Source organism: Belliella alkalica, from assembly GCF_022549785.1.
In the GTDB taxonomy this organism is placed as follows: Bacteria; Bacteroidota; Bacteroidia; order Cytophagales; family Cyclobacteriaceae; genus Belliella; species Belliella alkalica.
Genome location: NZ_JAKZGO010000006.1, coordinates 98,597 through 123,224, shown reverse-complemented (window position 1 = coordinate 123,224; position 24,628 = coordinate 98,597). Strand labels below are relative to the sequence as shown.

The following is a 24,628-nucleotide window of genomic DNA, read 5'->3' as shown; positions in this document are numbered from 1 at the left end:
AATTTAAGCTCTTCCTTTCAGCATCATTTCCCAATACATAAATGGCAAACCGTACTTTTTGAGAAGCCACATGCTGTATTGTTCTTTTGTTGTATCAATTACCTTACTTATGATGGGGTCACTATCTCTTACATTATTATATTTGAATTCAGCAAGAACCATCTTACTATATCCTGTGACCAAAGGGCAAGAAGAATATCCTTCATAAGACTTTTTGTCCAATTCGCCTGTCTTAATTAGGCTATAGAGATTGCTACTTACTACGGGAGCTTGTTTTCTGATAGCAGCACCTGTCTTTGCTGTAGGTAATGCTGCTACATCACCAAGAGAGAAAATGTTTTTATATCTCAAATGTTGAAGGGTATTGATGTCAACATCTATCCATCCTTTGTTTGGGCCTTCAGGAATCGAAACCTTTGAGTTGCGGATAAATTCGGGAGCTCTTTGCGGGGGAGCAATATGAAGCATGTCATATTTTAACTTGATTTCAGTACTTCCAAACAGTTCTTCTCCAATAGAAGGCTTGAGGTTTCGTGCACATTCTTGTAGATCACTGTTTATATAATTAAATGTGATTTCTTGTTTCTCTCCGTCGATTTTTATAGGGGCATAGTATGTTTTGAATATGATGTCTCTATCTATAATTATTTTATTTAAAGTTTTTGCGAATTCCGGTACTCCGAAAATCACAGTCCCTGGAGTTGCGAAAATCACATTAGTTTTTTCTCTTAATCCTGATTTTCTGAAATACTCTTCTGCCAAATACATTATTTTTTGAGGGGCGCCGCCACATTTTATTGGTGTGGTTGGTTGCGTGAAAATTGCATTTCCCCCTTTAAAGTTTTGTAGAATATTCCAAGTTTTTTTTGGGTCAATATAATTACTGCATACATTGTCTTTTTCTAAAGCTTCTTCCAGGCCGGGTAGTAATTCGGGAGCCATCACCAAGCCTGGTGCAATCACTAAATAATCGTAAGTATACTCTCCAGAACTTAAGGTATTCAAAGAATTGTTGTCAGGATTTATGTCTTTTGCATAATCTACTATCCACTTGACATCTTTCGGGATGTATTTTTTCTCATCTCTTACAGTATCATTATATTCATAAGCACCAGCTCCGACGAGTGTCCATGCTGGTTGATAGTAATGCTTTTCGCTAGGTTCAATGATAGCAATTTGTATTTTCTTATCTTTTTTCCTAAGCTGAGCAGCTACTGTAATTCCTGCCGTACCTCCGCCAATGATGATTACTTGAAAATGATTCATGGATTCTTGGGTTTAGTGATTTTTATATAACTAAACTTAGATAGAATCTGGATCGGTTCTAGTGATGTTTGTCACATAAAGCAAAAAAGAGTCAATTGCACAGCAATTGACTCTTTTTTAAATTTCACTTTTTAAATCAAAGTTCGCTTGGAGCTTCTATATCTATTTCAAGATTCAAAAGTTCAGGTTCAATCTCTAATAATTCAGGAGCTTCTTCATTTGATATTCTTCCTCTTTCAACCAATTCTGCGATCATGTCCATTTGCATAGTCATATCCACTCCTTCTTTATGGCTTTTTTGGAATTTCTCTAATAACTCATCATCTGAAAGCTCAGAATATCTATCTTTTCTTTTTTCTTTAAGCTGATTTTTCTTCTCAATCAAAAGGTTTTCCTGTCTTTCTTCCATTTTACTTTTCCAGTCACTGACATAATCATCTGTAAGTGCTGTTCCGAAAAAAGGTGTTTCATCTATTGCGACAGTTTCTTTAGAACCATCTTTGTGCACTAATACAAACTCTTCATCCGTCTCTTCTAATAAGTACTCATCACCTGTGTCGACATCAATGATTTTATCATCTTGATAAATGTATCGCTCTTCAACTGATTTTTCTTGGCTGCATGCGATTAGTAATGAAGCACTCAATACTGTAATCAATAGCTTTTTCATGTTTAATTTTTTTTAGTTTAATATAGAGTTTTATTTTCTTTTTCAATCCAATTTTGGAACACTACATTGGCGTCCTCTTTCATAAATTGCTTGAATTTAATTTTTCGGTTATCCATGGGTTTATCCAATTCATCATATATGAATTGATCATCAAAACCTGCTTTCGCTGCATCTTCTTTGGAGTTGGCATAGAACACAGCTTTGGGACGAGCCCAATAAATAGCACCAAGGCACATTGGACAAGGTTCGCAGGAAGTGTATATTTCACAATCTTCAAGTTGGAAGCTATCTAAGTTTTGACAGGCATCCCTGATAGCAACCACTTCTGCGTGGGCTGTAGGGTCATTGGTGGATGAGACTGAATTTGAGCCTTTTCCTACAACCTTACCATTATGCACAATAATACAGCCAAAAGGACCGCCTTTGCCTGAATCCATCCCGCTTTGAGATAAATCTATAGCCATTTTCATAAAAATCCTTTGTTGTTCCGTCATAGAAATTTGAGTTATTTTTTTTTGGAAAAATATTCTACGACAAAATAACGGTCTTTTGTTCAAAAAGTTTAGCCATTTTTTCATTTTTTGAATGTAAATTCAAATTAAATGGAATAAAATTTTGTTTTTGTATCTACTGTTTTTTGTGATATATTTTGCGATTATCCCCTTTCTTTATAGCAGCCATTTATATTATTGTTTGGAATAACTTTCAATCAATTGTGGTCTGATGACCACACTGTGGAGTACAAGTTGTTGACAATTGTTCGCATTAATGTATTTTGAAATATTCAAATACTGATAGTATTGCTGATATTCATATTTCTTTTTATGATCATTAGCTTCTTTGCCAATAGTTTTAATTCCATGGTTGAATGCTTACTTATCTTCAATATCCAAGAGTATCTAATAGCAGTTATTATCCGATCTAAGCTAAATCAGGCTTTTTTAGTTAGTGGCAAAGTTCCTATATCCTTGTTCCTTTTTATGCAATCCACTTGTTCAAGAATTGCATAAAGCCATCTTTGTAATTTTCGCTTATTGTCAATGTGGCGTTCCCAATTTGTACCGTGTTCCTGGAAATAGATTCAATATGATCTAACGCAATAATGAAGGATCTATGAATTCGCATAAATTTTTCTGAGGGCAACAATTCTTCCATGCTCTTGAGGCTTGTCAATGATAGTAAAGGGTTTGGTTTTTCGCTCAGATGTACTTTGACGTAATCTTTGTAGGCTTCTACATAAGCGATGTCTTTGAGCATAACTTTCACCAATTGGTACTCTACTTTTAGAAAAATGTAATCCGCTTTTGATGGCGAGGTTGATTTTTCTACCTCGATTTTATTTTCGAAGTATTGATAAGCTTTGGTAGTTGATTTTAAGAAATCTTCATAACTGAAAGGTTTTAGTAAATAGTCTAATGCATCGACTTTATAACCTTCAATGGCAAATTGATTGTAAGCGGTGGTAAAAACAATGCGGGGTTTATTTTCCCCTTTTTTGCCATCGATAATTCGGGCAAGCTCCATTCCCGAAAGATCTGGCATTTGGATATCCAAAAAAATCAAGTCAATTTCATTTTTGTTGATGTAAGTCAAAGCTTCTATTGCATTGTCAAAAGTAGCCTTAAGGTCTAAAAATGAAGTTTGTTTGATGAATTTTTCCACCAAATCCAAAGCTAATGGTTCGTCATCTATGGCTATACAAGGTATTTTCATCGCAGATTGATTTTTAGGACTACCTGATAGTTGTTTTCTTCGTTATTGTTTTCTATTTGAAGATCATATTTTTGATCATATAGTAAATCTAACCTTCTTTTTGTGTTTTGTAACCCTATTCCACTAGCTTTTGACTCTGGCGAATTTTCACCGGATTTGAATATTTTGTTTTTTGTAGTCAATATCAATTCCTTTTGGCCGTATTCCAAAGCTATGAAAATAGTACTTTCTTGCTGAGAGCTTATGCCGTGTTTGAAGCAATTTTCGATGAACGGCAAGAGGAGCATTGGAGCGATGACTGCTTCTTCGATTTTTTCTGGAATTAGGATTTCCAGTTTTACTTTTGAAGAAACTCTTAATTTCATCAATTCTATAAAATCACGTATAAAGTCAAGCTCTTTGGTTAATAAAGTATGGGTCTTTTCTGTTTCATAGAGTACATACCTCATCATCCTGCTGAGTTTCAAAAGTGCTGTTTTTGCTTTCTCTACATCAATGTTTGTCAATGAATAAATGTTGTTCAGCGTATTGAAGAAAAAATGTGGGTTGATCTGTGCCTTTAGGTAATTCAGTTCAGAATTGATTTGCTGCTGATTTTGCTCAAGTCTCAATTTCTCATCAGCTTGCCACTTTTGTACCGAAGCAATACTGGTACTAATCCCCACCGCCATTAAGAATATCAAAAGCTGAGAAATGTCCCAATAATAGTTCCTTGGTCTTGGGACATAGGTAATATCTGGCCTAAATGCGCGATGCATCAATTCTTGCAAATTGGTATAATCATCATAAGCAATCAGAGCAACAACATAAACTAATCCAGCTATAAGGTTTATAAGCAAGAAAAGCGGGATCCTGTTTTTGAAAAGGATTTTTGGGATAAAGTAAAAGTAATTGAGATAAAAAATACTCAAAAGCATGGAGAAGTTAATGGCTTGTTTGATCCAATATTCAATAGGTCTCTCTACTCCTGCGGATAGCGGAGAGAGTACAAATATTACAAATCCAAACAATGCCCACCCAAGAAAGTGAATAAGAATTGAAATTTTTTGTTTGTCGTTTAAGGGCATATTCTTAGAATATTGTGTTTTGCGGAAGTAAACAAAAATAAAATTCTGAATTTAACCTAATTCGATCTATGAACAGTGTGATTCTCACGCTGAAATACCAAAAACAAAAGATAAAACTTTTGTCGTACTCTTGGATTTTCATTCATCAGGTTAAATTTCAAGTTGGTCGATGAAAAAGACCTTTCAGTCTATTTGATTTTTTTTTGATTCTAACTCAATGTTCCTTTGTTGTCGGAAACTGTATTTACTACAGCCGAGAAAATAATTTAAACATTGTAAAGTCATTTGGACTTTATAAATGTCTCAAAAGTTATTTCTCTTTTTCATGAGTAAGAATCTGAAATTCAATTTATAACAAGAAAATGAAGTACCAACTCTTAATTTTAGCATTTTTAGTTTTCATAGCGCCTTTTGAAGGTCTGCAGGCACAAACTACTACAGGAGAAAAGCCTGTTTATAGAATCACCGGTAAAATTTTAGATGGAGAAACGGGCGAGCCGATTCCTTATGCAGCCGCTGCACTTTTGGATGCTGAAAGTATGCAAAACACTACTGGTGCAGTAGCAGACTTAGATGGTGAATTTATAGTCACAGGTTTCAAAAACGGGAAATATATTCTTCAGTTGAGTAATTTAGGTTTTGAGCCTTTCAAAACTCAGGTTATCGAAATCACCACAGGAAATACCAACGTGAACCTTGGTGATATCAAGTTGAAAGGGGAGGCTATTGGTCTTCAAGAAGTGACTGTCCAAGGTCAAAGATCGCTCATTGAAGAAAAAGTGGATCGTACAATATATAATGCTGAGAATGATAAAACCACAGTAGGGGGTGATGCAAGTGATGTGTTGAGAAGAGTGCCAATGCTTTCGGTTGATTTGGATGGGAATGTTTCCATGAGAGGAAGTACAAATATTTTAGTCTTGATAGATGGAAAGCAATCGGCCATTGTTGCAAATAATATTGCAGATGCGCTAAAGCAAATCCCAGCTGAAGAAATCAAGTCTGTGGAGGTGATTACGTCTCCATCTGCAAAATATGACGCTGAAGGTACAGGTGGGGTCTTGAATATCATCACCAAAAAGAATAACCTTCAAGGTGCTTCTTTAAATATCAATTCAAGTGCAGGTCTTAGAGGTTCCAATCTGGGATTAAATGCCAGCTTGAAAAGAGGGAAAATGGGCTGGACGCTTGGTGGCTTTGGCAGAAGCGGATATAATATTTTGGGTTCTTTTGACAACACCCAAACATTGATGGGCCCAGATGGGCAAAATACGGTCATCAACCAAACTGCTGATACTAGAAACAACATGCTTTTTGGTAGATATAATTTGGGTTGGGATTATGAATTGAATAAGTATAATTTCCTAACGGCATCAGTAAGTGTAGGAGTTAGAAATATGAGAAATCGCCAAGATGGCTTGTTGACTGAGACGATTATTGAAGATGTATTGCAAAATTCACTTTTGAGAGATGTAAATGTAGATAACTTGTCTAATAATGTCGATGTGAATTTCAACTACACAAAGACTTTTGAAACTCCCCAAAAAGAATTCAGTGTCTCAGGATTGTACAGTAGAAGCAATAACAACAACGACTTTGTCAACAGCTTATACAATGGTACTTTTACAGAGGTTGCGAGTAGGATAAAGAATGAAAATCTTGGAATCAACGAGGAATTCACGATCCAATTGGATTACGTAACTCCTATAGGTAATTCTGGAAACCAGATTTTAGAATATGGTGCAAAGAATATTTTAAGAAAAGCGATCAGTGAATTTGCGTATTTCACAGCAGATGGGTCTGATGGGGAGTTTCAGCAAGTGGATAATGTTACTTTCTCAAATGAATTCAATTATGACCAAAATGTGACCGCAGGTTATGCATCGTATACTTTAGGCTTTTTGGAGAATTATACCGTAAAAGCTGGTTTAAGGTATGAATATACCAATATTAATGCTGATTTCAAGAATTCAGAACTTCCTGCAGATATACCGTCTTATGGAACCTTTGTGCCTAGTGTGAACATCGGTAGAAAATTAGCCAATGGAAATATGATCAAAGCTGCTTACAACAGAAGGATTCAGCGTCCATCATTGCAGTTTTTGAATCCAAATATCGAAGCCGCTAACCCACTTCAGCAATCGCAAGGGAATCCATTGTTGGACCCAGAATTGACTGATAATTATGAATTGGCTTACAGTACTTTTATTGGAGGTAGCTCTTTGAATTTCACTTCTTATTTTAGAAATACTACAGGATCTATTCAGCCTGTAAGGACTGTAAGTGATAATGATGTGATCTTCACGACATTTGAGAATATAGGGAATGAAAGAGCTGTAGGTTTGAGTGTTTTTTCTAATATCAACATCTCGGGTAAGTTCTCGCTAAATGGAAGTATAGATTCCTACTATGCTATGTTGACAAACGGCATGGAAGATCCAATGTTTGCAGCATCAAACGAAGGATTTGTAGTGAGTGGTAGATTGTTTGGAAATTATACATTGCCAAAAAACTGGCAGATACAAGCATTCACATTTGCGAGAGGTAGGGCAGTACAGCTTCAAGGTTCAGCAGGTGGATTTGGTGTGTATGGTTTGAATCTAAATAAGCAATTCAATGAAAAGAGGGGAAGTATTGGATTTGGAATGGAGAATTTCTTTACTAGAGAATTCCAGATCAGAAATGAATTGATAACTCCTACCATTATGCAGCAGAGTACAGTCGGATTGAGGAATATGAATTTCAAGATTAACTTCTCTTACAGAATTGGTAAGCTAAGTGTAGAAGGAAGCAGGAGGAAGAAAAGAGGAGTTACCAATGACGATATGAAAGAAGGTGGCGATAGTGGTGCTGGTGCAGTTATGAATAGCAATTAAGAATTAGGTTTACGATAGATTCAAAAAACCACTCAGACCGAGTGGTTTTTTTTATTTCAAAGAGTTAGATATTGCTAGTTTTCAATTTGCATAATTTTCATTTTTCACTAAAAATGAAAGATGATCAGGTATTGATTTTTGGATTACCCAAGAAGTTGCACTTTAATTTATAAAGAGATTTTAATTTTTTTTTAATAATCAATGACCTATCATTCGTAAATAATAAATCACAATTGTACACGCCAGTGTAGGCAATTAAAACGCAATTCACTTATTAACAAATATTACTTTTTTATTGGTTAATATTCAGATAAGTCATATTTTTAATGAAAAAATTAGGTTTTTTTTTTTTTTTATTATTTGTGGACTAAGAATTGTTTACCGGTATTTTCTAATTCTTTTTAATTATTTCTTATTTACTTTATTTCACTTTAATCAAACAAAAAATTTATTAATCAGATTTAATAATGTTAGGACAGCTTTAGTTATGCTATTTGTTATAGCGGCAATTAGTTTTTCTTTTGCTGGAGTAGATCCTGATTTACAAGGATCATCTTGCAAAGATTATTGTAAAAACGATGACTTCAGAACTTGTTCAATAGCTGCTTATGATTCAGATGGTTATCCAATTACTGTTGTATGTCATTACATGACGAAAAAATTTAATTAAAAAAAGTGGTGGTTATCTTTATGGTGACCACCAATTTACAGTTTTAATTTTAGGTATTATGAAGTATTTTAGTGTAATGATTTTCCTAAGTTTTTTGTTCTCTTGTGATCATAAATCTGAGGGTATTTTTTACGAAAGTGCAACAGTGATATTTCATGAAAATGACTTTCATGAGAACCGGTTCATCAAGGCTAATATATTGAATCAATTTTCCGATAGCTTGTTTCGTCCATCAACAATGCATTTGATCAATAATTCTTTTTTGGCGATCAATGAGGTCAAGTCAAATTCCGTATTACATTTGGTAAAGGTTCCTCAAGATGAGTACTTGGGGAGATTTGGCAGTAAAGGAAATGGACCTGGTGAAATATTGGTACCATGGAAGTTTTTGAATTCCAAAGGTGGTAGGTTTGGTGTTTTTGACATTGAACAGAAAAAGGTAGTGGAGTACAATACAGATTCATTATTATTGAAAAATATATATTACGATGAATTTAAGCTTAGGTCAAATGCCCGAAGTAATGGAGTAATTATACACAGAGATAAAATTTTTTTTACAGATACAAATAACCTTAATGCCCGTCTTTTTTCTACAGATATGGATGGCTCTAATTTAATTTCTTATGGAAAACTTCCAGAAGTGGGGTCGAATTATCCGGAAATCCAAGTCAATGAAGTCAATGAAGTTGCTGAGTTAGCTAGACTTGCAAATCATGGTGATAAATTTGTACTTACATATTATAATATTCCTTTGATTCAAATATTTGATTTAGAGAATAATACTTGGGTTTCGATTGTTGGGCCTGACAAATTACCTGATTTTGATGATTTAGGAAAGACCACATATTTTGGTTCAGTTTTTATAAATGACCAATATATATATGCTTCTTATTATGGTAGAGAAGATAGTTATGAGAATCCTTCAAATATAATTTTTGTATTTGATCATACAGGAAATATTGTAAAAAAAATAGAGTTAGAAGAAAGGGTTTTTGAATTTGTGGTTTTTGATGATAAATATTTATACGGCTTAGGAAGAAATGTTAAATCATTGGATTATGCGCTTGTTAAGTTTGAGCTTTGATTTCAGAAGTAGTATATTAATAATTGTTCAACTGTTCATTTTTGTTGGTTTTTTATCTTGTGAATCAGGAAAAAATGTTAAAAAGAAAATTGAAAAGGAAGATTTAATTAGTATATAGCATGGTAAAGAGGTTATCCTCCCTCCTTCATTAATCTCTTTAATTGAAATTGACCAAGAATCTAAAGTGAGTTCGCATAATTTTACTGTTGTAGCTTATTATGATGGAAATTGTAGCGCTTGTTACCTTGAGCTAATAAAATGGTTAGATCTAGTTAAAGAATTTGAACAGGATCTAAATTTTAAATTTATTTTGTCAGGAAATGGTGAGGCATTGATTAAACACCAATTAGTTAAAATAGGGTTTCCATTAGAACTTTGTTATTTTGACCCTAAGGATGTTCTTATAGATTCATTTCCTTTTTTTATTACTCCCAATTATTTAAATTCAGCAGTTCTATTAAATGATCAAAATGAAATTACTAAAATAGGTAATCCAACTATCTCTCAGAAAAGTAAAATTGATTTTTTAGACTTTAATTGAATTTACTTTTAGTGATTGTGAGTTCGTAACTTTTTGAGGGATAAATGAACAGTCGTTTGTAAGTGAGGGTGTTATTGTTTTTTGAGATGATTCTTCTGATCTTCAGCAAGGAACTTACTTTCTTCATATCCTTTTTGGAAAAGAAGTAACAATTACTCAAGTTATTGTTAAATTATAATTCTTTTATAAAATTCTTAAATTCAATACTATGAAAACAAGTAGGCAAAAATTATTGACTTTTATTACAACAATATTTTTAATGATTTTCCAATTACATTTGTATGCTCAAGAGGAAGCTGATATTTTCACTGCAAAAAATTCTGTATATGTAGAACTTGGTGGGAACTCCCTGTTTTATTCTCTCAATTATAGTCGTATTCTACATCAGCATGATAGATTGAAAATTTCAGGAAGTGCTGGGTTTTCCTTTTTCAAACAAAGCGGAGGGGATCAAATATCGGGTGTTTCACCTTATTGGTCACCTTTGCTGCCTGTTGAGATCACTGCTTTTTGGGGAAGGTCATGCCATCATTTGGAAGTTGGGACAGGGGGTACTTTTTATTCATCTCGTACCTTAGAATTTAACCCTGATGCTTCGAGCAATTTTCAGGAAAACAAATCATTGGAAGCAATTATACCTCTGAGAATAGGGTATAGATACCAGCAGCCTAAAGGAGGATTCTTTTTCAGAGTAGGTTATACGCCTGGATTTAATCTCTCATTCAGTTCACAAAACCCTGTAGAATTCCATCCTCTTTGGGGTGGTATCAGCCTAGGGAAAAGTTTTTGAAAAAAAACCATGATTAAATCATTTGTAGTGATGATTTTTGCTCAGATTTAGATGTTTAGGTTTTGATTTCAACAACCTTGAAAAACTTCCTCAAAAATACTCTAAATAAAAAGCCTGCTAAGAAACTCCTAGCAGGCTTTTTACTGAATCTAATCAATTTTACTTTTTATACATCACTTGCTTTACAGCGTCAATGGTTCTTTTTACATTTGGAATGACTGCTTCAATGTAGGTAGGAGCATAACTCAACGGAACATCCATTGAATTGACTCTGATCACTGGTGAGTCCAAGTAATCAAATGCATTTCTTTGGATATTGTAAGTAAGTTCGGAAGAGATCGCAGCGATAGGGTTAGCTTCTTCTACTACAACACATCTGTTGGTCTTTTTAACGGACTCTAAGCAAGTAGCGTAATCGATAGGTCTTACAGTTCTCAAATCAATCACTTCTGCTTCGATACCGTCTTTTGCCAATTCCTCGGCTGCTTCCAAAGCTACTTTCATCATTTTTCCGAAAGAGATGATCGTAACGTCTTTTCCCTTTCTTTTGATCTCAGCTACGCCTATTGGTAAAAGGTATTCTCCTTCAGGAACTTCTCCTTTATCACCATACATCAATTCCGATTCCATAAAGATCACAGGATCATTGTCTCTGATAGAGGCTTTCAAAAGACCTTTTGCATCAAATGGGTTTGATGGCACAACCACTTTCAAGCCAGGAGTGTTTGCAAACCAGTTTTCAAAATTGGAAGAGTGGGTAGCACCTAATTGACCAGCATTTCCGGTAGCACCTCTGAATACGATCGGTACATTGTATGCCCCACCTGACATGGCGTACATTTTGGCTGCTGAGTTGATGATCTGATCAATTGCAACAAGAGAAAAGTTAAAGGTCATGAATTCAATGATCGGTCTTAGTCCGTTCATCGCTGCACCCACGCCCAATCCGGAGAAACCAAGTTCGGCAATCGGTGTGTCATAGACTCTTTCAGGTCCAAACTCGTCCAACATGCCTTGGGATACTTTGTATGCTCCGTTATATTCTGCCACTTCTTCACCCATGAGAAACACGTTTTTGTCGCGTCTCATTTCTTCTGACATGGCTTCTCTTAATGCTTCTCTGAATTGTATAACTCTCATTTCTTTGTCAAAATTTTCGATCGTAAAAATAGAAAGTAATCGTTCAATTCCAAAACGCTACAGAGAACTTAAGGATATATTTTTGGATTGTTCTTCTTTTATCTAGTTTTCAATGGATGATTTCATTTAGCTTTAGTGATTCCCTTTTCTGATTTTATCCAGTTGTTTAGTCCACCTTCGAGCATATATACTTTTTTGAATCCCATTTCTTTCATTTTTTCTGTAGCAGGAACGGTTCTTTTCGCTGATCGGCAGTACACATAATAGGTTTTCTTTTTGTCTAAACTCTGAAGGGCTTCTTCGAAGTTTCCTCCACTATAATTTGCGAAAACCGCATTTTCAATATGACCTTCAGCTACCTCTTCCGGAGTTCTAATATCCAATATGACTGCTTTTCTTCCTTTTTTTGAAAGTTTTTCAAACTTATCAGGTGTCAGTACTTTTACTTCTGATTGAGCAAATGATTGACTGATTGAGATTATCATTGCAAGTGTAAAAAAAAGGAAAAGTTTTTTGGTTGAATTAATGATTGTGTTTTTCATTTCAAATTTTATTTAAAAGTTTAAAATCCACTACTTTCGCAAAGCTATAGATAATTTTCACTTTTCAAAAAACACAAGCATTGAGAAAAATTGGTTTGATTTCGGATTCCCACAGCTATATAGATCAGGCTGTTTTAGATCATTTGAAAGAAGTGGATGAAATATGGCATGCTGGAGATATTGGGGATTTGGATGTTCTTACACATTTGCCAAAGGAAAAGGCCTTGCGTGTAGTGACTGGCAATATTGATGACAATGAAGCGAGAGAAAAGTTTCCAGAAGAGATTTGGTTTGAAATAGACGGGTTGAAGATTGGAATGCTTCATATAGGTGGAAAACCGCCTATTTATGCCAAAGGAGTAAAAGCAAAAATTATTGAAAATGGATGTCAACTATTTGTGTGTGGGCATTCGCACATATGTAAGGTTGAATTTGACCCAAAAGTCAATTGCCTTTATATGAATCCAGGAGCCATTGGGAAACATGGTTTTCATGTGATGCGTACCATGTTGCTATTTGAAATAACTCAAGGGAAACTGCAAAACCTCCGTGTAGTGGAACTTGGAAAAAGGGCAAAATAAAAAAGGCAGCGATTTCATCGTTGCCCTCTTTATTTCTTGAAAAAAGAAACTTTGAAATAACTTCTTAGAAGTTTTTCTTCAACTCTTCAACATCAACATTTTTGATTACCGGCTTGGCACTCAATTGTTTGATTTTGATAACTCTAGTAGTTTGAGCTTGTCTCTTTCTTTTTAATTTTCTCTTTAATGTAGTAACAGCCATTGTCTTATCTGTTTATGTGAACTCAAATGAAGCGCAAAATTAACGGATTATTTTGGATTGACCACGTTTACCTTCAAATATTTTAAAAAACATTTAGAATTATTTCCTTTTTCCAGTTTTAATCCCTTTAGTTTCGGGCGATCTCCAATCACCTTGGTCTCTGTCTCCACAGACCAATCTCCCAATCCTCCTAAAATTGGACTATCCACGAAGGGTTTCCTGCCTTGAAATTGTTTATAGCGAATTCCCTGAATTTCCCATGTAAGTGCCTTATTCTTTCGGGCGATCTATTAACTTTGCGCAAAATTAAAAATCAGCATGGCAATTCAGAAACCTACTTTACCAAAAGGAACGAGAGATTTTGGACCACTTCAAATGGCGAGAAGGAATTATATTTTTGACATTATCAAAGATACTTTCAAGCTTTTTGGCTATCAGCAGCTAGAAACTCCTTCTATGGAGAATCTGAGTACATTGACTGGGAAATATGGTGATGAAGGAGATCAGTTGATTTTTAAAATCTTGAATAGTGGCGATTATCTAAAAGATGTCTCTGTAGCTGATTTAGGGGCTGGAGCAGGTGCCACTTTGCCAAAAGTTTCCGAAAAAGGACTTCGTTATGACTTGACTGTGCCTTTTGCGCGCTACGTGGTAATGAACAGAAATGAGATCACTTACCCATTCAAAAGATTTCAAATCCAACCTGTGTGGAGGGCTGATAGGCCGCAAAGAGGAAGGTATAGAGAGTTTTATCAATGTGATGCCGATGTGGTTGGTACGGACAGTTTGGTTTGTGAGTTGGAAATTCTGTTGATGATCAAGCGGGTTTTTGCTCATTTGGGACTGGACGATTATGCTATCAAACTCAACAATAGAAAAATATTGACTGGCTTGGCGGAAGTGATAGGTGCAGCAGGAAGGGAGGCTGAGCTTTGTGTAGCTATTGATAAGTTGGATAAAATTGGCTGGGAAAAAGTACAAGATGAATTGATCGAAAGAGACTTTGTGCAAGCAGCTATTGATAGGCTGAACCCTATCATCAGTCTTCAAGGGTCGAATATAGAAAAGCTGGATTTTTTGTCAACTTTCTTGGCAAGTTCTGAAGTTGGATTAAAAGGGATAGCTGAATTAAAAGAGGTTTTCGAGTTGCTTACCAAGTATGGTGAAGATGAGAAATTTGTAGATTTTGATATTGTCTTGGCTAGAGGTTTGTCTTATTATACAGGTGCGATTTTTGAAGTGAAAGTGAACAATGTATCAATTGGATCTGTGAGTGGAGGAGGGAGATATGATAATTTGACTGGTGTTTTTGGGCTTGATGGTGTTTCTGGAGTTGGTTTTTCCTTTGGTGTAGATAGGATTTATGATGTTTTGGAGGAATTGAATCTATTCCCGGAGAAGCAATTGGAAGGAACCAAAGTCTTGATTACCTATTTTGATGATGAAGGAAGAGATTATGGGTTGATGGTTTTGAACCAACTTCGAAGCAGCTTGATTTCTGCCGAGCTTTACCCTGATACAGCAAAGATCAAAAAACAGTTTACTTATGCAGACAAAAAGCAAATACCATTTGTGATTATATTGGGTTCTGAAGAAATAGAGCAAAAACAGGTTAGCTTGAAAAACTTACTTACAGGAGATCAGAAATCATGTAGTTTAGAAGATGCAATTGCTGAAGTAAAAAATTCTATTATTGATTAGATAATGTTGATTATCCGCGATTCTATCGGTTTCTATTGATTGTGGAATTCGAAAAGCGGATAATCATTTTTTATACATAGTTGATTTAATGATGCTTGGAGCATTGTCTTTCAAATTGAAAAATCAATCAACATCAGAAATAGCATTTACGGGGATATGTACACCTCCTTTGAGTGTTACAAACTCTTGTCCTACAGCCCAGATAGTGGTTTGAACTTGAAAAGTTTTCTGGTCTGCGGTTTCAAATGTTATTTGAACTTTACTTTGAAGCAGGTTTCCCAAGGCTTGGGCTCTAGACAAATTGTTCCATCTTTTTTGGATTTCTTCCTGGGAAAGCAAAACTTCATTCTTGTTGAACTTCAACGAGGCAATTTTCTCTTTATCAATTTTCTCAACTGTTTTCATGGGGTAAATTAGGTTTAATTTAATCTGATATGATCTATTTACTATGAAAATAACAGAAATGTTTCATATTGTTGGTGAAAATTTCATGCATTTTTATAATTTAAAATTATATATCTAAATATTGGTATTTTCGGATTTTTATTCTGTTTTTAGATGTTGAAGTTCTATTCATAAAAAGATTATATTTGCATCAATTACAAAGACGAGAGAATATGTTTGATTTTATGAATATCATGAACAAAGTGAAAGAGGCTCAAGCAAAAATAAAAGAGACTCAGGAAAAACTTGTTCATCTGACAGCAGAGGGAGAGGCTGGTGCTGGAATGGTAAAAGTAGTTGTCAATGGTCACAGAAAGGTTGTTTCTATTGATATGGATGAATCATTGATTAATCCAGCGGATAGGGAAATGCTTAGTGATCTCACTGTTGCTGCCATCAATAAAGCTATGGAGTCCATTGAATTGAAAATCAAGGATGAAATGAAATCTGCAACCGAAGGAATGATGCCAAATATTCCAGGGATGGATTTAGGAAATATGTTTTGATGCAGAAAGCTGCAATAATCATCTTGAATTATAATGGGGAGGAAATGCTTCGTCGCTACCTCCCTTCAATAATTTCTTTTTCAACTTTTCCAGTAATAGTAGCTGACAATGCGAGCACTGATAGATCATTGGAGCTTTTGGCCGAACATTTTCCCCAAGTCCAAATTCTCAAGTTACCTCAAAATAGAGGCTATGCAGGAGGGTACAATGAGGCATTAACTATTATCAAGGAAGACTTTGAATACTACATTTTACTCAATTCAGACATTCAAATTAAAGATTCGTGGGATTTTGAGTTGATAGATTTTTTAGATTTAAATAAGGATTTCGTTGCAGTGCAGCCAAAAATCACTTCCATCCAAAATCAAGGATACTTCGATCATGCCGGTGCAGGCGGAGGGTTTTTGGACGACTTAGGCTACCCGTATTGTAGAGGACGGATTTTTGATTCAGTGGAAAAGGATATTGGTCAGTACGACGATTTTATAGAAGTGGATTGGACTTCTGGCGCATGTATGGCAGTGAGATCCAAGTCTTTCCACGATTTCGGTGGGTTTGATTCAAGGTTTTTTGCACACATGGAGGAGATTGATTTGTGTTGGAGGTTTCGATCAGCTGGATTTAGGTTAGGCTACATAGGAAAAGTAGAAGTACAGCATCTTGGAGGGGCAACCCTTTCTAGGTCAAATCCGAAGAAGACTTACCTGAATTTCCGAAACAGCCTATTGATGCTCCATAAAAATTTGATTGGATCAAGTTTTGTCTTGAAATACCTTGTTAGAGTTCTCTTAGACGTATTGGCGTCTGTAGTTTTCCTCTTCAAAGGCCAAATAGGCAATGCGAATGCCATCTTAGAAGCCCATGTGGATTTTCACAAAATGAAAAAAATAGATTTTGTAGATTCTATGGCATCAAACTTGCCATCAAAATCAAATCATAAAATAAAATCAATTCTCTGGCATTATCATGTCAGAAAAAAGAGAAAATTCACTGAGCTTTAATCGAATAAAACAGGGTTGTTCATTCTTCTAAAGTACTTCCTGATTTTCATCATCATTGCCATACTTACATAGATGATGATCGGAGAACCCATAGTAATGAAGGAACTGTAAATAAAAAAAAGACGAATGCTGTCAATTGGAAAATTCAATTTCTCTCCCAACCTAGAGCAAACTCCAAACGCACGGTCTTCAAAAAAGAGTCTAAGTTTATTCATGATGATTGATTTTCAGTTAGTTTTAAATAAATGTAACAAATAATTTGCAATAATTTGAATAATCTATTTTAATGCCAAATGTTTAGAATCACGCAAAATATTTTACCTGTCCTCCTTTTGGTCGTTCTTTTTTGGAACTGCAGCCCAAAGCTAAGCAAATTTGATAATTTATTAGATGGTATCTCAGCAAAACCTCAGTCATTGACGATGCATAGAGATTCTGTGAGGTTCAAGCTAGAAGGAGCAATCCCTCTCCAGTATCTCAAAAATGATGTCAGAATACTTCTTTATCCAGAGTATAGCTATGGTGAAGGAGCATTGAGGTTGGCTGAAATTGTAGCTTTTGATGGCGAATACACCAAAGTTATCAATGAAGCTAAGGTTGAAGCTGATTTTGTTTTTCCATATTTACCAGGCATGGAATCTGGGGACTTGATGCTCAAAGGATTGGTAATGCAAAAAGGAAAAGCCAGAAACATCGCTTCAAAAAAAATAGCAGATGGTCTTTATACCACTCCACTTTTGGCAAGAATTGGTCAGATTACACCTGACGAGCCTATCCCTCCGATTGGAGTCTATATGAAAACAGATTTTTCTGATTTGCAAAGGGAGATTGTCCAAGAAAACAGTGTTATGTTTCCACTTGGAAGTAGTTTGCTTCGAGATAATTCATTGGTCAAAGCTGATAGTTCTCCTTTGTTGACGCTTTCTGAAACAGGAAAAGTTCTCAAGAAAGTGACAATAACAGGCTTACATTCATTTGAGCCACAGGAGCTAAACAATAATGATTTGGCATTGAGAAGAGCTGAAATTGCGGCTCAAAAAATCAGAACAATGCTGAATAACCCCAATGTGGAAGTTTCTGCAAATTCAAGGAAAAATGATTGGTTCGATTTGAGAGTACTGCTTGGAGAGTTTGAAGGAATCACCGCTGCCCAGAAAGAAGAGTATTATAAAATAATTTTGAGTGATAAAGCCTTTGATACACAATTACGTGAAATGCAAAGACTAAATACTTACAATAAGGTATCAAAAGAACTTTTTCCTAAATTACGTCAAGCAAAAGTTTTGGCAGTTTACGAGAACACAGGCTTTTCAGATCCAGAAGTAGCGGCAAGTGTTTACAAATTACTTAACAATGGAACTTCATTGGACGGTCTGACCAATGAGCAATTGGTCTATGCTGGTCAAGTGGCCAAAAGGCTTCAGGAAAAAGAGGATATTTACAATTTGTTGAATAATAAAGAAAAGTCAGAATTGTCTTTGAACAATCTAGGTGTGGTATATCTAAATCAAGCTCAAAGAGAATTGGACCTAAGGACAAAAAACCAGTTGGTAAGTCGATCTATCAACCTATTCAGAGAAGCAAACAGGTTGAATGCTAATTCGTATTCATTTCATAATCTTGGTCAAGCATACTTGCTGAGAGGTGATTACTTCGAAGCTTATGTGGCTATCTCTGAAGCGTCGGCTCTCGAAAGAGACGAATCAAATGAATTCCTTCGCTTCAATGAAGGGCTCAGAGGGGCTATCGATATTATCAATGGAGATTACAAACTTGCGACTATCAGATTGAACCGTGCTCCTGAAAATGAAAGTAACCTATTCAATAAAGGGTTGGCTTATTTTTTAGCCGAAGACTATAGAAATGCATTGGAGGCTTTTGAAGAAAGTGTTCAATATAACCGTGAATACGGCTATGGGTTCTATGGTTTGGCTATGGTGGCTACCATTACAGATGACAAACAAGCCTTGTTTGAAAACTTGAAAAAAGCTGTGCAGAGCAGTGAGTTCCTCAGAGATCGAGCGATGTCAGACCTATTGTTCAAAAAATATAGATCAGAGCCAGAGTTTATTGAAGTTTTCAAATAGCATAATTGAATTTTAATCAATTTGGTTTCATGGAAATATCTGTCCGCTTGTTTCCCAATAGTCACTTAGAATATTGTATGAAATTCATTTCAATCAGCTGTTGTTGGATGACTATGGGGTGCAGACGATTGTTTGTATAAAATTAAGTGAAATGTTTACATACTGCTGTCATTACGGATAATCATACAAGCTTTTGAATAGAAGAGCTTCTCAAAAAGGGAAGCTCTTTTTTTATTTCTAAAAAATAATAGATTTAGTATTCTGACTTTGTCAAAAAAATTAAGAAATTGAGCCTTCATTCTTTTTTCTATTTCCAGATCAATTACAAAAGCTTAAAATATGTCCTCGAGAAGATCTTTCCTCAAAAAATCAATTCTTTCAACACCTTTGCTCTTACCCGGGATGATCGGAACTGCATGTGTAAATTCGGGAGGCAAAGATAATGGAGAAAAATTCAAGCCGCTCATATTGTCAACTTGGGAGCATGGAATGGCAGCAAATGACAAAGCTTGGGAAGTATTGAGTGAAACAGGGGATTTAGTGGGAGCAGTGGAGCAAGGTGTGAAAGTAACTGAATTGGATTTGGAAAATTTGTCCGTTGGGCTACAGGGCTTGCCAGATAGGGAAGGGATTGCGACATTGGATGCCTCCATTATGAAAGGGGATGGTTCATGCGGTAGTGTAGGTTTTGTAAGACAAATCAAGCATCCTATTTCACTTGCCAGAAAAGTCATGGAGGAGACACCACATGTGATGCTGGTCGGAGAGGGTGCCAGACGGTTTGCAATAGAACAAGGTTTTCCTTTGGAAGAGGAGAAATTAAGTCCAAAATCCGAGGAGCTTTTTCAAGAATGGAAAAAAACCTCAGAATACAAGCCGATCATCAACATAGAAAATCACGACACTATAGGAATGATAGCTTTAGGTGCTGATGGGAAATTGGCTGGATCTTGTACTACATCAGGTTTGGCTTACAAAATGCATGGCAGAGTTGGAGATAGTCCAATTATAGGAGCGGGTTTGTTTGTTGATGATGAAGTAGGAGCAGCTACCGCTACGGGCTTAGGGGAATCAATTATAAGGATTTGTGGGAGCTTTTTGATAGTAGAGCTGATGAGACAGGGAAGAACGCCGCAGGAAGCTTGTGAAGAAGCGGTGAGAAGACTGATTTCCAAAAATAAAAATATAGACGACATTCAGGCTGGGTTTTTGGCCATCAACAAGGAAGGGGCCTATGGTGCATATTCAGTCCGACAAGGATTTAACTATGCAAGGCATCATGCCGATGGAAAAGATCTTATTGATTCAAAATTTAAACTGTAAACCAAATGGATAACATACTGTTAGAAGCACCTGTTTTTACCATAGAAGCTGCATTGAAAGCAGCGGAGTTTGGAGTTGATAGAATTGAGCTTTGTTCTGATTTTGGTGAAGGAGGAGAGACGCCGAGTGTCGGAGCTTTGGCTTATCTGAAAGGGAGAATAGATATTCCGATTTTTGTAATGATTAGACCTAGAGGAGGTGACTTTGTTTATACATCTGATGAAATTGAAGTAATGAAAAAAGACATTCAAATTCTAGGATCATATGGTGCTGATGGTTTTGTATTTGGAGTATTGACTGCAGATGGGGAAGTAGATAAAAATAGGTGCAAAGAATTAATGAAAGAGGCCAATGGGAAGCCATGTACATTTCACAGAGCATTTGACATCAGTAAAGATCCGAAAAAATCACTGGAGACAATTATTGATTGTGGTTTCGATAGGCTCTTAACCTCGGGGACTAGAAATACTCTTTCAGAAGGACTTTCGGTAGTGAAAGAACTTCTGCAGTTAGCCCAAGACAGAATAATAATTATGCCAGGTGGAGGTTTAGAGCCAAGACATATCGAGTCCTTAAAGAAATCAGAGTTCCTTAAAGAAGTTCATGGGAGTTGCAAAGTCTTTCGACCTACAGAATCAAAATTTATTTCAGAACAAGTTCAGTTATCCAAGGACCCAAATGCATTCAAAAGTGTGTTGAGTATAAGTAAAGAAATTGTGGGAGAATTTAATAGTGAGTTAAAGAGTTAAATTGTAATAAAATTTTATTAAAATCAATTTTCTAGGTTTGTTTTGGGGTGAAATAGGGTTGTTGTAATTTTTAATTTTGAAAGACTGATTTTTTTTCTTATTTTGAATTTCACTTAAACCCGTAATTAGCCATGGTAAAGAGTTTTCAAGGAGTACGAGTAGTGGAGCCAAAGAAAACAGCCGCTCCTATTCTGGTTCAGGATCACATGTCCACCAATTTAGTAACTTTTCAGCCAGACGATTCAATAGATCATGTGTTGGATTTGTTGACAAAAAGGAAAATATCAGGCGCTCCTGTCATTGATCAAGAGGGGAATTTGGTAGGGATTATATCAGAAGTAGATTGTCTTAAGGAAATAATCAAAGGGAAATATTCCAATACTCCCTCTTTTCCTGGGAAAGTTTCAGAACACATGACTACAAATGTCATTACCATGAAACCTGACTTGAGTTTGTTTGATGCCGCCCAGCAGTTTTTGGATAAGAAAATAAGAAGGTTTCCTGTAATGAAAGATGGGAAGTTAGTAGGACAGTTAAGTCTTTCTGACATTATTCGGGCATTCCCCAAATTAAAAGACACTACTTGGTAAGAATCAATTTCACCAGGCTCGCATACAAATTGGAAATTTCGAATTTCTCCAAAAGGATAAAAGTGCAATCTTCACTTTTATCCTTTTTTCACTTTCAATGAAGTTCCTTCTGTGCTGATGACAATGACTTTTTCCCCTTTGTCTATAAATTCACCTCTAGAGTAGGCATCATAAACTTCGTCTTCTACGAGGATTTTTCCGCTAGGCATCAACCTGGTATGTGCAATTCCTTCTTTACCAAGAAGACTATCCTGATAAGATGATGAGGTGTAGCCCTCTGATCTTTGTTGTGTATTGGCAAGTGAAATTGTACTAAAAGCTTTCCATTGATTGACTTTTGGAGCAAAGAAGAAGATTAGTGCCATGGCTACAATCGCTGCCAATATGACCGTGAGTATAGCAACAAAGAGATCTCCAGATGGCACAAATGTAAAGTCAAATGCATCGTTTGGTATCATTCCAAGCGTCAAACCAGTCAGAATCCCAACAATCCCCAATATGCCAAACACTCCAAATCCGGGTATGACAAAAAGCTCTACCAACAATAAAATAACACCAACAATGAAAACAGCAATTTCCCAGTTTTGAGCCAGCCCTGTAAGGTAATACGGAATAAAATATAGAACGATAGCAATCAACGATGCTGCCAATGGAAATCCTACCCCTGGTGTTTGGATTTCAAAATAAATTCCAGCAAAAATAATCAATATCAAGAAGCCACTCACTGCGGGATTCAGGAATATCGAGATGACATTTTCTACATTGGAATTCGTATATTCTACTATTTCATAAGACTCGATCCCTTGTTTTTCGATGATTTCCTCTATACTGTTTACTTGCCCTTCGCTAAAGCCATTTGCGATAGCTTCAGATACTGAAAATGTGACCACAGAACCTTTTTCACTTACACCTTCCACCTCCAGGTTCTGATCGACCATTGCCTCTGCAATTTTTGGGTCACGACCTTTTGCTTCGGCTGTACTTCTCATCATGGAGCGCATATAGGATTGGTACTTATCAGGTGCAGCTTCTCCACCTCCGCCCATTACGACTGTCGCTGCACCGATACTTGCCCCAGGAGCCATGTAGATGCTGTCGCAAGCTATAGAAATCAGTGCTCCCGCTGATGCCGCATCTTTGTTGATCCAAACATGTATAGGAACTTTTGTCTCCAAAACCATTGTCCTGATATCATCAGCATCATTGACTGCACCACCATAAGTGTCCATTTCAATTATGATCAAATCGGCTTCTTTTGATTTAGCATCTTCTAGTGCAAGTCTCACTTTTCTATTCATTCGTGGGTCTATATCACTAGTAATCTCAAAAGTATATACCTTTTTGGTGCTTTCTTGTCTCGTACTGTCTTGGCTAGAAAAACCGATATTAGGTAAAAGAAGAGATAATAAAATGATGATAGGGAATATAGTTTTCATACAATCAATTTTTGATTTTTGAATATACCAATTAATATTCTATGAATATCTGAAATACCATAACTTAGTAAAATAATCACTTAAATTAATGCGTACAATCGTTTTTAGTAAATAAACTCCATCATTTACTTTTCCAAAAACAGTCTTTTCAGTGAAGGTAATTTCAAACGTAAGATTTTTAATCTAAATGCTTGAATAAATATTAACATTGATTTAGATAGCTCAATGTTAATACATTTTTGATAAGTGGGATGTTTACCAAAAGAACAAAAAACTTAATTTAAAAATATTTAACAATTGAAACGGCATTGTGGTGTTCTATGGAACGATTTGTGAAGGTGCGTATTTCAAAACTTGTTTTTGAAAAAATTAATCAGAAATTTGTGTCAAAATAGCTATCACGATAACTTATGAAAAGAATTACACTAGTTGCATTTTTAATCGCTTTGAGCTTACACGCTAATGGTTCTGAGTTGATAAGATTGGATTCTGTTGGAATAGAAAAGGTTGGAGATAAGACTTTTATTATTCATCAGGTTGAAGAAAAAGAGACAATGTTTGGTATTTCAAGAAGATACGCCACCTCAGTAAACGAGATTATTCAGAATAATGATGAGCTGAAAGCTGGTTTGAAAATGGGGCAGAGAATTCGGATTCCATATATCGCGCCAGCAGCTTTGCCACAAGGGTCAATTTTGCATAACGTAGCCCAAGGAGAAACACTCTTCTCAATTTCCAAAAAGTACAATGTATCTGTTGGAGATATTATGTCATGGAATAATTTGAAAGGAAATGATTTGAGTCTAGGTCAGGCGTTGGTTTTGCAAGGTGTAGGCAAACCTGAAGCTCCAAAGCCAGTTGTAGAAGCTAATAAGGAGCTAGAAAAAGTAGCAGATTCAGGTAAGGCCAAAGCCTCTGCCAAAAAGGATGAAGCTCAAAAGAAAGTAGAAGAAGCAAAAGTAGAGGTTCCAAAAGCCAAAGAAGTTGCGACTAGAGAAGTTGAAGAAACAAAAAGCAGCAATGCAACAGGAGCCGTATATCCTGGTGATTGGATTACACATACAGTAGCTCAGGGAGAAACGTTGTTTTCAGTGGCTAAAAAATACGATTCAAAAGTAGAGGATTTGATCAATTGGAACGGATTGACGTCAAATAATCTATCGCTTGGCCAAAAATTGAAAGTAGGGAGAGGAGCGGCAGGTCCTTCAACAGTTCCAGTAATCAGTTCTACAGTCCCTGTGATTGTCAATAACGAAAGGTCAGAAGCTACTCTTTCTGGAGGGAGAGCTGAAGAGACTCCTTACAAGAATATCAAAGAAACAGGTTTAGCAGAAGTGATTGAAGGAACAGGAAATCACAAAAAATATCTTGTATTACATAAAGAAGCACCAGTTGGAACTATCATGCGTGTCAGAAATGAAGAGAATGATATTACAATTTTTGCAAGGGTAGTAGGTAAATTGCCTAATACTGGAGACAATAGTAGGCTCGTCGTGAAGCTGTCAAAAGCTGCATTTGACCAATTAAGAGCAGTGAACTCTAGATTCCCAGTGGAAGTTTCCTACTGATAATTTAAGTAAATCATTAAAATAATAATTCAAGGCCGATTTGGAGTTTTTTCCAAATCGGCTTTTTTGATTAGAAATATT

General features: G+C 35.8%; 24 protein-coding genes. 13 read left to right on the top strand and 11 right to left on the bottom strand.

Annotation, left to right across the window (positions count from 1 at the left end):
* Positions 1-3 precede the first annotated feature (3 nt).
* The 5 genes from MM213_RS09140 to MM213_RS09120 form a co-directional block, all read right to left on the bottom strand.
* Entirely contained in the window at positions 4-1,266 is a 1,263-nt protein-coding gene (locus MM213_RS09140) for an NAD(P)/FAD-dependent oxidoreductase (protein WP_241411573.1), read from the bottom strand.
* A gap of 136 nt (positions 1,267-1,402) precedes the next feature.
* The gene (locus MM213_RS09135) at positions 1,403-1,936 is read right to left on the bottom strand and encodes a hypothetical protein (protein ID WP_241411571.1); all 534 of its coding nucleotides are present in this window, start codon (positions 1,934-1,936) and stop codon (positions 1,403-1,405) included.
* Positions 1,937-1,953: 17 nt separating this feature from the next.
* Complete coding sequence (locus MM213_RS09130) at positions 1,954-2,430, bottom strand: nucleoside deaminase (RefSeq protein ID WP_241411801.1); 477 nt, start codon at positions 2,428-2,430, stop codon at positions 1,954-1,956.
* Positions 2,431-2,914: 484 nt separating this feature from the next.
* Complete coding sequence (locus tag MM213_RS09125; protein ID WP_241411569.1) at positions 2,915-3,649, bottom strand: LytR/AlgR family response regulator transcription factor; 735 nt, start codon at positions 3,647-3,649, stop codon at positions 2,915-2,917.
* Entirely contained in the window at positions 3,646-4,716 is a 1,071-nt protein-coding gene (locus tag MM213_RS09120; RefSeq protein ID WP_241411567.1) for a sensor histidine kinase, read from the bottom strand. The genes MM213_RS09125 and MM213_RS09120 overlap by 4 nt, the downstream gene beginning before the upstream one ends.
* 362 nt (positions 4,717-5,078) lie before the next feature.
* Between MM213_RS09120 and MM213_RS09115 the strand changes: the two genes are divergently transcribed.
* The 4 genes from MM213_RS09115 (at position 5,079) to MM213_RS09100 (ending at position 10,677) form a co-directional block, all read left to right on the top strand.
* Positions 5,079-7,592, top strand: coding sequence for a TonB-dependent receptor (locus tag MM213_RS09115; RefSeq protein ID WP_241411565.1), 2,514 nt, complete (start codon positions 5,079-5,081; stop codon positions 7,590-7,592).
* Positions 7,593-8,320: 728 nt separating this feature from the next.
* Positions 8,321-9,346: a BF3164 family lipoprotein gene (locus MM213_RS09110; protein WP_241411563.1), complete on the top strand. Its 1,026-nt coding sequence runs from the start codon at positions 8,321-8,323 to the stop codon at positions 9,344-9,346.
* 184 nt (positions 9,347-9,530) lie between these two features.
* On the top strand, positions 9,531-9,887 hold the full coding sequence (locus MM213_RS09105) for a hypothetical protein (protein WP_241411561.1): 357 nt from the start codon (positions 9,531-9,533) through the stop codon (positions 9,885-9,887).
* A gap of 259 nt (positions 9,888-10,146) precedes the next feature.
* Positions 10,147-10,677, top strand: a complete 531-nt coding sequence (locus tag MM213_RS09100) for a hypothetical protein (RefSeq protein ID WP_241411559.1) — start codon at positions 10,147-10,149, stop codon at positions 10,675-10,677.
* Positions 10,678-10,836: 159 nt separating this feature from the next.
* On the opposite strand, the gene MM213_RS09095 is transcribed toward MM213_RS09100, so the two are convergent.
* Positions 10,837-11,817, bottom strand: coding sequence for a pyruvate dehydrogenase complex E1 component subunit beta (locus MM213_RS09095; protein WP_241276134.1), 981 nt, complete (start codon positions 11,815-11,817; stop codon positions 10,837-10,839).
* 122 nt (positions 11,818-11,939) lie between these two features.
* A complete protein-coding gene (locus MM213_RS09090) occupies positions 11,940-12,359 on the bottom strand; it encodes a rhodanese-like domain-containing protein (protein ID WP_241411557.1) in 420 nt (139 codons plus the stop codon).
* An 80-nt stretch (positions 12,360-12,439) separates the two neighbouring features.
* On the opposite strand from MM213_RS09090, the gene MM213_RS09085 reads away from it, so the two are divergent.
* On the top strand, positions 12,440-12,940 hold the full coding sequence (locus MM213_RS09085; RefSeq protein ID WP_241411555.1) for a metallophosphoesterase family protein: 501 nt from the start codon (positions 12,440-12,442) through the stop codon (positions 12,938-12,940).
* Positions 12,941-13,004: 64 nt separating this feature from the next.
* Here the strand turns inward: MM213_RS09085 and MM213_RS09080 are convergent, their stop codons facing one another.
* Positions 13,005-13,142, bottom strand: coding sequence for a hypothetical protein (locus tag MM213_RS09080; RefSeq protein ID WP_241276137.1), 138 nt, complete (start codon positions 13,140-13,142; stop codon positions 13,005-13,007).
* Positions 13,143-13,460: 318 nt separating this feature from the next.
* Here MM213_RS09080 and hisS point away from each other — a divergent pair, with 318 nt between their 5' ends.
* Positions 13,461-14,843, top strand: a complete 1,383-nt coding sequence (gene hisS, locus MM213_RS09075; protein WP_241411553.1) for a histidine--tRNA ligase — start codon at positions 13,461-13,463, stop codon at positions 14,841-14,843.
* Between the two features lie 123 nt (positions 14,844-14,966).
* Here hisS and MM213_RS09070 read toward each other — a convergent pair whose 3' ends face one another.
* Positions 14,967-15,248, bottom strand: a complete 282-nt coding sequence (locus MM213_RS09070) for a hypothetical protein (protein ID WP_241411551.1) — start codon at positions 15,246-15,248, stop codon at positions 14,967-14,969.
* Between the two features lie 212 nt (positions 15,249-15,460).
* Here MM213_RS09070 and MM213_RS09065 point away from each other — a divergent pair, with 212 nt between their 5' ends.
* The gene (locus MM213_RS09065) at positions 15,461-15,793 is read left to right on the top strand and encodes a YbaB/EbfC family nucleoid-associated protein (protein ID WP_241411799.1); all 333 of its coding nucleotides are present in this window, start codon (positions 15,461-15,463) and stop codon (positions 15,791-15,793) included.
* Entirely contained in the window at positions 15,793-16,794 is a 1,002-nt protein-coding gene (locus tag MM213_RS09060; protein ID WP_241411549.1) for a glycosyltransferase family 2 protein, read from the top strand. Before MM213_RS09065 ends, MM213_RS09060 begins: the two co-directional genes overlap by 1 nt.
* Here the strand turns inward: MM213_RS09060 and MM213_RS09055 are convergent.
* A complete protein-coding gene (locus MM213_RS09055) occupies positions 16,791-17,009 on the bottom strand; it encodes a PspC domain-containing protein (protein ID WP_241276142.1) in 219 nt (72 codons plus the stop codon). The two genes, MM213_RS09060 and MM213_RS09055, sit on opposite strands and share 4 nt — an antisense overlap.
* A 78-nt stretch (positions 17,010-17,087) precedes the next feature.
* Between MM213_RS09055 and MM213_RS09050 the strand changes: the two genes are divergently transcribed.
* From MM213_RS09050 to MM213_RS09035, 4 genes are all read left to right on the top strand, one after another.
* Positions 17,088-18,881 (top strand): tetratricopeptide repeat protein, encoded by a 1,794-nt coding sequence (locus MM213_RS09050; protein ID WP_241411547.1) that lies wholly within the window; start codon positions 17,088-17,090, stop codon positions 18,879-18,881.
* A 339-nt stretch (positions 18,882-19,220) separates the two neighbouring features.
* The gene (locus MM213_RS09045; RefSeq protein ID WP_241411545.1) at positions 19,221-20,204 is read left to right on the top strand and encodes an isoaspartyl peptidase/L-asparaginase family protein; all 984 of its coding nucleotides are present in this window, start codon (positions 19,221-19,223) and stop codon (positions 20,202-20,204) included.
* A 5-nt stretch (positions 20,205-20,209) separates the two neighbouring features.
* Positions 20,210-20,953 (top strand): copper homeostasis protein CutC, encoded by a 744-nt coding sequence (locus MM213_RS09040; protein ID WP_241411543.1) that lies wholly within the window; start codon positions 20,210-20,212, stop codon positions 20,951-20,953.
* A gap of 131 nt (positions 20,954-21,084) precedes the next feature.
* Positions 21,085-21,543, top strand: a complete 459-nt coding sequence (locus MM213_RS09035) for a CBS domain-containing protein (RefSeq protein WP_241411541.1) — start codon at positions 21,085-21,087, stop codon at positions 21,541-21,543.
* A gap of 77 nt (positions 21,544-21,620) precedes the next feature.
* Here MM213_RS09035 and MM213_RS09030 read toward each other — a convergent pair whose 3' ends face one another.
* Positions 21,621-22,979: an NfeD family protein gene (locus tag MM213_RS09030; RefSeq protein WP_241411539.1), complete on the bottom strand. Its 1,359-nt coding sequence runs from the start codon at positions 22,977-22,979 to the stop codon at positions 21,621-21,623.
* A gap of 410 nt (positions 22,980-23,389) precedes the next feature.
* Between MM213_RS09030 and MM213_RS09025 the strand changes: the two genes are divergently transcribed.
* Positions 23,390-24,547 carry a LysM peptidoglycan-binding domain-containing protein gene (locus MM213_RS09025; RefSeq protein WP_241411537.1) on the top strand — a complete coding sequence of 386 codons (1,158 nt, stop codon included), beginning with the start codon at positions 23,390-23,392 and terminating at the stop codon, positions 24,545-24,547.
* Positions 24,548-24,628: the final 81 nt, after the last annotated feature.